8 protein-coding genes are annotated in these 12737 nt (G+C 53.1%); 6 read left to right on the top strand and 2 right to left on the bottom strand.

The features are described from left to right. Nucleotides 1–3 precede the first annotated feature (3 nt). A complete protein-coding gene (locus ACEVG1_RS09755; RefSeq protein WP_374743469.1) occupies nucleotides 4–1305 on the bottom strand; it encodes a Gfo/Idh/MocA family oxidoreductase in 1302 nt (433 codons plus the stop codon). A 312-nt stretch (nucleotides 1306–1617) separates the two neighbouring features. Between ACEVG1_RS09755 and ACEVG1_RS09750 the strand changes: the two genes are divergently transcribed. The 3 genes from ACEVG1_RS09750 (at nucleotide 1618) to ACEVG1_RS09740 (ending at nucleotide 9719) form a co-directional block, all read left to right on the top strand. Further along, nucleotides 1618–7734 carry an alpha-2-macroglobulin family protein gene (locus tag ACEVG1_RS09750; protein ID WP_374743468.1) on the top strand — a complete coding sequence of 2039 codons (6117 nt, stop codon included), beginning with the start codon at nucleotides 1618–1620 and terminating at the stop codon, nucleotides 7732–7734. A gap of 8 nt (nucleotides 7735–7742) precedes the next feature. Next, complete coding sequence (locus ACEVG1_RS09745) at nucleotides 7743–8720, top strand: helix-turn-helix transcriptional regulator (protein WP_374743467.1); 978 nt, start codon at nucleotides 7743–7745, stop codon at nucleotides 8718–8720. A 96-nt stretch (nucleotides 8721–8816) separates the two neighbouring features. After that, nucleotides 8817–9719, top strand: coding sequence for a VOC family protein (locus ACEVG1_RS09740; RefSeq protein ID WP_374743466.1), 903 nt, complete (start codon nucleotides 8817–8819; stop codon nucleotides 9717–9719). Nucleotides 9720–9727: 8 nt separating this feature from the next. On the opposite strand, the gene ACEVG1_RS09735 is transcribed toward ACEVG1_RS09740, so the two are convergent. Continuing rightward, complete coding sequence (locus ACEVG1_RS09735; protein WP_374743465.1) at nucleotides 9728–10204, bottom strand: DinB family protein; 477 nt, start codon at nucleotides 10202–10204, stop codon at nucleotides 9728–9730. A gap of 154 nt (nucleotides 10205–10358) precedes the next feature. On the opposite strand from ACEVG1_RS09735, the gene ACEVG1_RS09730 reads away from it, so the two are divergent. The 3 genes from ACEVG1_RS09730 to ACEVG1_RS09720 all read left to right on the top strand — a co-directional run bounded on the left by ACEVG1_RS09730 (nucleotide 10359) and on the right by ACEVG1_RS09720 (nucleotide 12737). Beyond that, nucleotides 10359–10592, top strand: coding sequence for a hypothetical protein (locus tag ACEVG1_RS09730; protein WP_374743464.1), 234 nt, complete (start codon nucleotides 10359–10361; stop codon nucleotides 10590–10592). Next, nucleotides 10574–10810 carry a type II toxin-antitoxin system RelE/ParE family toxin gene (locus tag ACEVG1_RS09725; RefSeq protein ID WP_374743463.1) on the top strand — a complete coding sequence of 79 codons (237 nt, stop codon included), beginning with the start codon at nucleotides 10574–10576 and terminating at the stop codon, nucleotides 10808–10810. The genes ACEVG1_RS09730 and ACEVG1_RS09725 overlap by 19 nt, the downstream gene beginning before the upstream one ends. Before the next feature lie 67 nt (nucleotides 10811–10877). After that, nucleotides 10878–12737, top strand: coding sequence for a DNA topoisomerase IV subunit B (locus ACEVG1_RS09720; protein WP_374743462.1), 1860 nt, complete (start codon nucleotides 10878–10880; stop codon nucleotides 12735–12737).

Genomic DNA, 12737 nt, shown 5'->3' with positions numbered 1-12737 from the left:
ACATTAAAAATTCTTGTAATCCCAACCGTTCCGGTACGGCCGTCCCCGCAGCATGTTGGCATATACATCGTCAAACACTTCCTTTTTCGGATTCCACTTCAGTGGCCGCTGCAGCTCGTACGCGATGTTGATGGCGTTGCAGACCGATGCCGTACGGTGCCCGATTTCCACATCGGCCACGGGCTTGCTCCGCTTCTTGATGGCATCGATCCAATCTTGATAGTGGTTATCGGAGTAATAGAGCCGTTTGTCGCTCGGCTTCAGTTGCTGCTGGTCTAATCCCGCGGGCTCGGTATCGAGGAAGCTCCGCGAAACCTCGATTTTCCCTTCCGTACCGATAAATTGGATGGCATTGGAACGCCCCCATGCTTTGTGGTTTACCCGTATGCCGTTGGCGTACGTAAAATGCAAGCCGTCAACGGCGCCGGGCTGGGAGGGCGGCACGAACGAAACCGGACCGGAATGGTCCATGTCTAGCGCCCACTGCACGATATCGAACATGTGTGCCCCCCAATCGGTGATCAGTCCACCGCCAAAACCACGATAGCCGCGCCACCATGCCCATTTATCATCCTCAATGGGCGGCGATAGGACAGGGTGGTAACCCCGGTAGAGCGATGGGCCGATCCATCTATCCCAATCCAGGTAATCCGGTATGGGCATGGAAGGCAGGTCGCACTGCTTCACCGGCTCACCCACCGATACATTGATTTCTTTGATTGCGCCTATGTAACCATTGCGTACCAGCTCGGCTGCCTGCCGGAAATTATATTGCGAACGCTGCATACTGCCCGTCTGAAGCACCCGTTTGTATTTCTTCACGGCATCCACCATGGCACGGCCTTCTTCAATGGTCAATGCCAACGGCTTTTCGCAATAGATATCTTTTCCGGCCTTTGCCGCGTCTATTACATTGAGTGCATGCCAATGGTCGGGCGTCGCTACCACTACGGCGTCGATATCCGTACGGGCGAGTAGCTCCCGGTAGTCACCGTACGATTCCACGGTGTGGCTTGCTTTCGTCGCGTTGAGTGCTGTCGACTCGCCCACGAATTTAGCGAGCTTCTTGCGGTCTACATCGCAGGCAGCCACCACCATCGTCTCGGGCACCTTACCGATGTTCCGTAACAGTCCATGCACCTGTTTACCCGTACCGATGTACCCCAGGTTGATACGGTCACTCGGAGCAATAAATCCGTTACCACCTAGTACGTGGCGCGGCAAGACGATGAAGCCCGCTGCGGCAACGGCACCTGTCTTTAGAAAATGCCGGCGCGAAACACCGATTGTTTCTTTCTTATCCATAATTTGCAACTGTCCTTCTGTTTACATCTTGTCTATTGGCCGGCTTTCCTTGGGGTTTTGAAAACCAGCGTATGCAAACTTAGATAAACTTGCGTCGAAATACAACCTATAATTGCATAACGGACACCGCCATGCCCATCGCTCTGACCGTGTCCGTGCCTTCGCTACCTGTTAACTAGGCGGCAATTCGGTACAGCAAAAAACTTCCAACCTCTTATGGAATCCGATGGCCTGTCGCATCCCTTAGGCGAAATGCGTCTGTAGCATGACAGCATTTGATACGATTTAAGTAAGTTTGCATAAGCAATCGATTTGAGAAACAAACACGACAGCAAAATGATCCGCAGCATCTTTCCCGTACGGGCGATGGGTTTACTCCTCGCCGGTATTCTCTTCCTAACGGCTCCTTCCATGGCACAGCAACACCCCAAAGATGACCCCTTCCAAAAAGAATGGAAAACGATCGACTCCCTCAGCTTTAACGGGCTACCGAAATCGGCCATCGGAATTGCCCGTAAAGTCAAGGCTGCCGCACAGCAGCGGGGCGACAATGCCAACGCCATCAAAGCGACGCTCTTTCTTATCGCTAAAGATGCGTTGACACAGGAAAATACCTTAACACACCCTATCCAACAAGCCGATTCCATGACCCTGGTTTCTGAAGGGCCGGAGAAAGCATTGTGGCAGAGCATTGCTGCCGAGCTGTACTGGCAATACTACCAGCACAACCGCTGGACCATACTGAACCGCACCCCCCTCGTTGGAGAACCGCCTGCCGATATCGCCACATGGGATGCCGCCACACTCATTGCCAAGGCGAGCGACCTGTACCAAGCGTCTATCCTTGATAGCGAACCGCTCAAAGCCGTCCCCGTGGAACGGTACACCCCTTTGCTTATGGAGGGCGAAAATACACGTCAACTGCGGCCTACGCTGTACGACCTGCTCGCATTCCGGGCCATCGGATTTTTCCAGAACGATGAAAAAGACGTTATCAAACCGGCATACCAATTCCAGATAGATGGGACCCTGTGGTTTGAGCCTGCCGAACGACTCGCAGAGGTTAAAGTAAACCCAGCCACACCGGAGGCGCTGCATTTCCGTGCGTTGCACACGTACCAGCAACTACTGGCTTTCCACTTGGATGACGATCAGCCCGATGCACTGATCGATGCGGATTTGCAACGGCTGGAGTTCGTGCACCAATATTCCATCCACCCCGATAAGGATAGCCTGTATCGCACTGCACTGCAGTCACTTGCTGCACGCCATCCCCATAGCCCGGCTGCGGCACAGGCTATCGTTGCGTTGTTGCAGTTTGACTATAACCAATCGCAGAACATGGTCTCGGCGGACCGTCCGAAAATGCTCCTACAGCTTAATGAACTTATTGCCCGCTTTCCCGAATCGGAAGGTGCCCGCAGTGCCGAGCAGTTACGCTACACCCTGCTGAGCAAATCGCTGAACGCACAAACGGAAGCTGTCTTATTGCCCGGGGAAAACAACAAAACACTGGTGACCTACAGGAACCTGGCTAACATTTACCTGCGGATTTATCCGTGGCCAAATGCCTTGACCAATCCGCAATGGGGATTGAGTAGCAAGGAGCAAGAAAAATTGCTGGGTGGCACACCGCTTTTCGCTTGGGAAGCCGCATTGCCGGGCAGCGACGACCTATACGAACACCGTACGGAAATCAAGATAGATCCGCTACCCACTGGCCGCTACCTACTCGTAGCATCCGCTGCGGCCGATTTTTCATCCGAAAACAACATCTTAACCGTCGTACCTGTCCAGGTGTCTTCATTGAGCCTGATTACCACTAACCTCGACAATCATCAGCTGCTGTTTGCACTGCACCGCAAATCGGGCATGCCCATACGCGGGGCTAACCTATCGTTCCTTGACGAACGCTGGGACAACACCTTTAACTCCCATCGCTACGAGGTTGTCGGTAAAACAACTACCGACGAGAATGGCAAAGCGACCATTCCTATCAATAAGCGCCAGCGCAACATCCGCCGCATCGTGCTTTCGGCACATGGCGACACCTTACATACCGATGGCTATTTCGGGACGTACTACCGCGAAGAGGAGACACCAAAACAAGCGAGTGAACATACCTTCCTGTTTACCGATCGGGCAATCTACCGGCCGGGGCAGACCGTGCATTTCAAAGGGATCGTTGTCGAAAATTCAGCCGACGGAAGGACGAACCGCGTACTAGCCGACCATACTGCAGAGGTGGCGTTCTTTGATGCCAATGGCCAGCAAGTGAACACCCTGAAGCTCACCACCAATGCCTACGGATCGTTCTCCGGCACGTTTACGGCACCGGCAAGCGGGCTCACCGGCCAAATGCATATCGGCACCGAAAACGGCAATGCATACTTTGCGGTGGAAGAATACAAGCGGCCCAAATTCGGGGTCACGTTCGATACCGTCAAAGCCAACATCGCCCTCAACGAAGAAATCACGGTCAGGGGACGTGCCGCTGCCTACGCCGGCAACAACATCGATGGTGCCAGCGTGAAATACCGCGTGGTCAGGCATGCGCACTTCCCCTATTTCTGGGCAGCTTACCGTTGGGGGCAGCCGCAGTCGCCACAAATGGAAATCGCCAATGGCACCGTACAGACACAGGCCGACGGCACATTTGAGGTGACCTTCACCACCGTTCCCGACAAGCAGATCGAACCCCAGTCGCTACCGGTGTTCATGTACATGGTATATGCCGACGTGACCGACATCAACGGTGAAACGCAAAGCGGTAGCCAAGCCCTGCAAGCGGGATACCGCTCCCTGCTGCTTGCGGCCTCCATGCCCCAGCAGCTTGATGCGGGTTTGGAAAACCAATTGACCGTTACCGCCCAAAACCTGAATGGCGTACCCACGCCAGCCAACGTTGCCCTATCCATTGCCCCGCTCAACTTTCCGGGCAAGCTGTACCGCAAACGGATGTGGGAGAAGCCCGATCGGTATGCGATAAGCGAACAGGAGTTCAAGCAGCTTTTTCCGGACGATGAATATGCCGATGAATCCAATTACATGAACTGGCCCGCGGGTGAAGCGAACTGGTCGGCCAACGTCCAGACCGGACAACAGCAGGTGGTGGCACTGCCCGCCTCAATCTGGAAAACGGGGGGATGGCACGTAATCACACTCACCACAGCCGACCCCCAAGGGAATGAAATTACCGAGAAATTATATACTTATGCTGCCAAACCAGCAGCAGACACCCCACCCCAGCAGCCCCTGCTCGTATTGGCCGATAAAACGTCGTTGGAGCCGGGCGACACGTTGAATCTAACCGTAAAAACGGGCTTCGACAGCACCTATGTGCTCGAAACAAGTACCGATACGAAACCCGAGTTCACGGCCTTTTCCGAGCACCGCCGGATAAAGCGGTCCATCGTTGAAGACGACCGCGGTGGTCTGGGCTTTGGCTGGCTGTACATACACAACAACCGGGTATACCAAGGCGGACAGCAGGTGGATATACCTTGGTCTAACCGCGACCTCCACTTGGAGTGGGCAACGCACCGCGACAAACTGCTGCCGGGGGCTGCCGAAGAATGGCAATTGACCATCAAAGGGAATAAAAAGGATGCCGTAGCGGCGGAGCTGCTCGCAGGATTGTATGATGCATCGCTGGATGCACTCAAACCGCATCACTGGTACTGGAATGCGCTGACACCCAACCGTTGGCTGGGGCTGTATTGGGCCACCAACCAGACTTTCGGGGTCCGCTCTGGCAACCTGTGGTTCAACACCATCAACGGCAAGCAGCCCGAGGGTTATGAAAAGCGGTACGACGAATTGCTGAATTATCCGGCACAGCAGCTTTTCTCCAACAGAACCATCATGATACGGGGCCTTGCGGGGGCTGCGCCGGGGGTAGCGGCACGGGAAGAGGCTGTTTTCCAAAGCGTAGCCCCCCCCAACGGGCGTCAGGCCGAAAATAGCCTTGATGAAGTCGTGGTGGTAGGATATGGGGAGCAAAAAAAGCAATCGGTGGTGGGTGCAGCGGTTGTTGACGAGGCGGCCGACCCAATCACTACCGGCGCTTCTTCAACAGCTATCCCCATACGCACGAACCTGCAGGAAACTGCCTTTTTCTTCCCCCGATTGCAAACGGATGCCGAGGGTAACGTCACCTTTAAATTTACCATGCCCGAAGCGCTCACCGAATGGAAGCTGATGGCCTTTGCCCACACAACAGATTGGAAAATGGGCTACCTCGAAGGCAAGATCAAGACCCAGAAAGACCTGATGGTGATGCCCAACCTGCCCCGCTTCCTACGGCAGGGCGACCGTATACGCATCGGCGCCAAGGTGAGCAACATCAGCACGGAAGCGTTACGCGGCACCGCCCATATCGAGCTGCTGGACGCAACGACGGGGCAACCCCTTGCGGGGGTAAGCGGCAGTTTCGGGGACCAAGCCTTTACGGTACCCGAACAGCAAAGTACCGATGTGGCATGGACATTCGACGTTCCCGACAGCCTCTTCAACGCGGTGGTAATACGGATTTCTGCGAAAGCTGGCAACTTTACCGATGGCGAAGAAACCACCTTGCCAGTAATCACCAACCGTACGCTGGTGACCGAAACCCTGCCGCTGCCCATACGTGGCAATGAGGCCAAGGCATTTACACTGGATAAGCTGGCGAATACAACCAGCGATAGCCGCGTAAACCATGCACTCACCGTGGAATTTACAGGCAACCCGGCATGGTATGCCGTGCAGGCACTCCCCTACCTCATGGAGTATCCCTACGAATGTGCGGAACAGGTTTTCGGTCGAGTGTATGCGAATGCGTTAGCCGCCCACATCGTTGCCCAGGCACCCAAGGTGAAAGCCATCTTCGAACAATGGAAAACCAGCGATACCACCGCCCTCCTTTCCAACCTGGAGAAAAACCAGGAGCTTAAGTCGGCATTACTCGAAGAAACACCGTGGGTGATGGAAGCCAAAAGTGAGCGGGAGCAGAAGCACCGCATTGCCCAGCTGTTCGAAAGCCATAAGCTCGCGCAGGAGCTGCAGCAAAACCTGGCCAAACTGGCCGAGATGCAACTTAGCGATGGCAGCTTCCCGTGGTTCCGGGGCATGGTAAGCAACCGCTACATCACCCAGTATATCGCTACGGGCATCGCTCGCCTGCAACGGCTGGGTGTGGAAGCTGCCGGATCGGAAACGGCAAACCAAATCCTCGCAAAAGCGGTGGATTACGTAGACCGCCAGGTGAAAGATGACTACGACTACCTGGTGAAGCATAAAATGGACCTCAACAAACGGCACCTGCGGTACACGCATGTACAGTACCTGTATATGCGCAGCCTCGTGGCGGATTTGCCCATGCACTCGGATAACCGCACGGCTTATAATTTCTACCTGGCACAGGCCGCCAATCATTGGAACGCCTTCAACCCGTACCTGAAAGGGCAGTTGGCGCTGGCAATGCACCGCGCTGACAACACGCAGGCGGCCGCGGCCATCATGGCGTCGCTTCGCGAAACCGCTATACACAACGACGAGCTAGGTATGTACTGGAAAGCCATGCCACACGGCTATTGGTGGTATGAAGCCCCGATTGAGGCCCAGGCATTACTTGTTGAAGCCTTCGCCGAAGTGGCATCCGACCAACAAGCGGTGGACGACCTGAAGGTATGGCTCATCAAGCAGAAACAAACGCAGCACTGGAACACCACCAAGGCAACAGCCGATGCGATCTATGCGCTATTGTTGCAGGGCGGCGATTGGCTCGTAAACGAGCCGGAGGTAACCATTACATTGGGCAAGGAAACCATCCGCTCTACCGACGTGGATACCGAAGCGGGTACCGGCTATTTCAAAAAACGCTTTGATGGCGATGCGGTGACCGCAGACATGGGCAACATCTCCGTGAATGTTGAAAAAGCGGAGAATGAGGGCGTGGCCTGGGGTGCGGTGTATTGGCAGTACTTCGAAGACCTGGACAAGATTACCGGTGCCGAAACACCATTGAGCCTACGCAAACAGCTGTACATCCAACGGAATACCGACCGCGGGCTGGTATTGGAGGAAATAAGCGTTGACAATCCCCTACAGATAGGCGATAAGGTAACCGTACGGATTGAACTTCGGGTAGATCGCGATATGGAGTACGTACACCTCAAGGATATGCGTGCCGCTTGTTTCGAGCCCATCAATGTGTTGAGCGGTTACCGCTACCAAGGGGGGCTCGGCTACTACGAGAGCACGCGCGATATGGCGACCAATTTCTTCTTCGATTACTTGCGCAAGGGAACCTATGTGTTTGAGTATCCCGTATTCGTCGCGCAAGCGGGCGACTTTTCCAATGGTATCAGTACCATCCAAAGCATGTACGCGCCGGAATTTAGTAGCCACAGCGAAGGGGTTAGGGTACAGGTTGAACAAAAACACTAGCATACACCATGGCCGTTGATACGACGAAGCGATTCGACCGGATTGTAAGCATTTACATCCAGCTGCAATCCAAGCGCGTGGTAAAAGCGCAGGAACTCGCCGACCGGTTTGGCGTGAGCCTACGCACGATTTACCGCGATATCCGCAGCTTGGAACAGGCAGGGGTGCCGATATTCGGCGAAGCCGGCGCGGGTTACAGCATTGTGGACGGTTATCGGCTCCCGCCCGTGCTCTTCACCCAGGAAGAGGCCATGAGCTTTGTAGGTGCCCAGAAATTGATGGGCAAGTTCATGGATCGTCGGCTGCAGGAGCATTACGAAACAGCGCTCTATAAGATCAAGGCGGTGTTACGGATGAGCGAGAAGGACTCGTTATCCGCTATCGAATCAAAGATCGTGATGGCGAAATCGGGGTATGAGGTCTTTAACAGCAACGTACCCCATGCGCTTAGCAGCTTAATTGAAAGCATTGCCCAACGGCGGCAGGTGTTTTTATCATATAAGGGAGTGAATGATGAAAGACCGAAGCCACGTACTATTGAACCGGCAGGGCTTTTCCATGAAATGAACTTTTGGTACGTATATGCGTATTGCCACACCCGAAAGGATTACCGCCAGTTCCGGGCCGATAGGATTACACAGCTACAACTCCTCGACAAACCGTTTGAACGCGAACATCCTTCGCTTGGCGAATTTATGGCCGACCGGGAGCGCGCGCACAGTGACCTACCGAAAAGGACGATCCGCATCCGCGTGGAGAACCGTTTTGCCGCCTACATGAAGTGGGACCGGCGCTATTGGGGGTTCGTATCCGAGTGTGATTGCGGATCGTACACCGAAATGGAGTTCGAAACGCGCGACTTCCACGAGGGTTTCCCGCGCTGGCTCCTCATGTACGGCGATGGCGTACAGGTACTTGAGCCCGATTCCGTGCGCCAACGCGTTGGTGAGCTGATTGAAGCGGTCGCGGCGAACTTCCGGAAGTAATCGTCGCAAACACCCCCCAAAATTGGCATTTATGCCCTTAACTTCTGCTGGCCTTAACCCCTATATTTGTCTTATACCAACAGAAAGGAGTTTACCATGCAAAAAATCGTCCCCCATTTGTGGTTTGACCGCGAGGCCAAAGAAGCCGCGGAGTTTTATACTGCCTTGTTCCCCGAATCGCGGGTCACCAGCATCGTCACGCTCAACGATACCCCCTCGGGCGACGCCGATGTGGTGTCTTTTGAACTTTGGGGCTATTCCTTTATGGCCATAAGCGCCGGCCCCCTGTTCAAATTCAACCCATCCGTTTCCTTCATGGTCAATTTTGACCCCTCGCGCGACGGGGAAGCGGCAACCCGGATAAACGACGTTTGGGCAAAACTCTCCGACGGCGGAAATGTACTGATGCCGCTCGATAAGTATCCTTTCAGCGACCGCTACGGCTGGGTACAGGATAAGTACGGCCTTTCGTGGCAGCTGATTTTGACCGACCCTGAAGGCGAAGAACGCCCGCCGATCATCCCTACCCTGTTGTTTGTAGGCAATGTTTGCGGGAAAGCGGAGGCCGCCACCGATTTTTACCTTTCTATATTCAAAAACACGGGGCGCGGCACAACGGCCCGCTATCCGTCGGGGATGGAGCCCGACAAGGAAGGCACGGTGATGTTCTCAGATTTCCGGCTCCAAGGCCAATGGTTTGCAGCAATGGACAGTGCACGGGAGCACGGCTACGCCTTCAATGAGGCCGTTTCGTTGTTGGTGAACTGCGACACGCAAGCGGAAATCGACTACCTTTGGGAAAAACTATCGGCTGTACCCGAGGCGGAGCAATGTGGCTGGCTGAAAGACCCTTTCGGTTTATCGTGGCAAATATCACCCGCTATACTCGACGAGATGATGCAAGACCCCGATCCGGAAAAAGTAGCCCGGGTAACCCGGGCCTTTATGCAAATGAAAAAGTTTGATATTAAAAAATTAACCGAAGCCTACCAAGGCTAAGGAAAACATCAACGCTCCCAGAAAAACGGAGGCTGGATGCCCAGCGAGCGCAGGTAAACATACCCCTGCCCCCGGTGGTGGATTTCGTTATCAATGAAATACAGGATGTTTTCAATGATGGGGAAGTTGTACTGCCCGAAGAGATTGAACGTTACATGGAAGTCCGATTCGGGAATCTGATTGAACAGTTCGCTAATCTTGGGCGTATCTTCGTCCCATTGCCTTAACACGGCCTCCTTGGTAGTGATGCCTTCCAAACCGTTTTCGCTGTAGGCCCCGTCCGCCCGGTGAACGATGCCTTGCAGCCCCGGTACGGCAATAGCCAATAGCTCCTTCGCCAATTCGCCGAAAGGGCGCATGCCTGCGACCGAAAATTCAAACAGCTCCTTTTCCGGAAACGCCTCGATAACCCGCCGGGTCAATGCGCGGTGCCCTTGCCAGTGCTTCAACAATTCTGCTTTGGTGATGATGGGTGTCGTACTCATAGTTGATAACTGTTAATGGATAATTATTTACTTGTTCACTGCAAAGAAAAGGGGCGTCTTTGACAGCGTGTTGTCAATAGCATCAGAAAAAAAGGAAGAATGGAAAATTGAGATAATTTAGTAACTTTGGCTAAATCAAACGATGCAGGTGACCATGGATACACAAGCAGACATCAAGTGGATACAACGTGAGTTGAGCAAGGTCAGGGACCCGGATTTGATAGAAGTTTTTAAACGGTTGTTGCAGTTTAGGAAAAAAAATATGGCGGCGACAATCCAGGAATACAACGACGATATCGAAGCGTCGGAAAAGGATATTAAAGCCGGCAGGGTTTATTCCCAAAACGAAGTGGATAAACTAAATGAAGTATGGAAGAAATCGCTGTAATTTGGACGGAAACAACCAAGAAACAATTACAGGAAATATATTTATACATCGCTGAAGAATCCATACTACAGGCAGACAAGGTTTTCAATAAACTTGCTCAATCTACTGCGGGGTTACCCAATCATCCTAAAAAACACCCGTTGGATAAATACAAGACTAACAACAACGGAGATTACAGGGCATACGAACTATCCATTACCGGATTTCGTACCGAGTAACTGATACCGCGATATACATTGTGCGGATAAGGAATACCCATAAAAATCCAGAAGAATATTAACATACATGACCGCATATAACGAAGATAGTATACGCTCGCTCGATTGGAAAGAGCACATCCGGCTCCGGCCGGGGATGTACATTGGCAAGCTGGGCGATGGCTCAGCGTATGACGACGGCATCTATGTATTACTCAAGGAAGTGGTGGATAACTCCATCGATGAGTTCGTGATGGGTGCTGGAAGAACCATCGACATCAACATGAGCGAGCAGAAGATAGCCGTACGCGACTACGGCCGGGGCATCCCTTTGGGCTCGGTGGTAGACGTGGTATCAAAAATCAACACCGGGGGTAAGTACGATAGCAAGGCCTTTCAGAAATCGGTTGGCCTCAACGGCGTCGGCACCAAGGCCGTCAACGCGCTTTCCACGTCGTTCACCGTTCAGTCTTACCGCGATGGGAAAACCCGTATTGCCGAGTTCAGTAAAGGGGAGCTGGTAAGGGATGAGGAGAAAACGACCACCCAGCGGAACGGTACCGCCGTCACCTTCTACCCCGACGAAAGCATTTTCAGGAACTACCACTACCGTGCGGAGTTCGTGGAAAACATGATCTGGAACTATGTTTTCCTCAATTCGGGGTTGGCCGTCAATTTCAACGGCCAGAAATTCATTTCCGAAAACGGACTTAGAGACCTACTGGAACGCAATATCGATGCGGAGTCCATGCGCTATCCGATCATCCACCTCAAGGGGGAGGATATCGAAATAGCCATGACCCACGGCCAGCAATATGGCGAGGAATATTACTCCTTTGTAAACGGGCAGCATACCACGCAAGGGGGTACGCACCAAGCTGCCTTCCGCGAGGCATTGGTGAAGACCGTACGGGAGTTCTACAAAAAAGATTTCGATGCCTCCGACATCCGGGCGTCGATTATCGGAGCGGTAGCCATCAAGGTGCAGGAGCCCGTATTCGAGTCGCAGACAAAGACAAAACTCGGCTCGCAGAGCATCGGCCCCGAAGGCCCTACGGTACGGACCTTTATAAACGATTTCATTAAAAAAGCGCTCGACGACTACCTGCATAAACATAGCGACACAGCGGATGCGTTATTGAAACGGATCATGCAATCGGAGCGGGAGCGGAAAGATATCGCAGGCATCAAAAAATTGGCTAACGAACGGGCCAAGAAAGCCTCGCTGCACAACCGCAAACTGCGCGACTGCAAAGTGCACTACGGCGATAAGCACGAGGCAGCGCAAGAAACTACCCTTTTTATCACCGAGGGCGACTCGGCCAGTGGTTCCATCACCAAATCGCGCAATGTACAGACCCAAGCGGTATTCAGTCTCAAAGGCAAACCCCTCAATGCATTCGGCCTCACCAAAAAAGTGGTGTACGAAAATGAGGAGTTCAATCTCCTCCAGCATGCCCTCAACATCGAGGACGGATTGGACGGGCTCCGCTACAACCATATTGTCATCGCTACCGATGCGGATGTGGATGGCATGCACATCCGATTGTTGCTGATGACCTTCTTCCTCCAATTTTTCCCGGACCTGGTGAAAGCCGGTCACGTATCCATTTTGCAAACACCCTTATTCCGTGTACGCAATAAAAAGGAGACTATCTATTGCTACAGCGACGAAGAACGGCAACGCGCCATCATGAAACTGGGAGGCAAGCCGGAAATCACACGTTTCAAAGGTCTTGGTGAAATCTCGCCGGATGAATTTGGATTGTTTATCGGTGAAGACATGCGCTTGGACCCAGTTATCCTTTCCAAGGATCAGAAAATCATCCAGTTACTGGCCTATTACATGGGCAAGAATACGCCCGATCGACAAAAACACATTGTTGATAACCTCCGTGTTGAAGTGGACATTGCCGAAGAATTGAAAAAAGAAGAACTGGTGGCCTAG

Source organism: Parapedobacter sp. 2B3 (assembly GCF_041925275.1).
GTDB classification, from domain to species: Bacteria; Bacteroidota; Bacteroidia; order Sphingobacteriales; family Sphingobacteriaceae; genus Parapedobacter; species Parapedobacter pyrenivorans_A.
The sequence above is the reverse complement of the archived record's forward strand: the minus strand, read 5'-3'. Positions and strand labels throughout refer to the sequence as shown.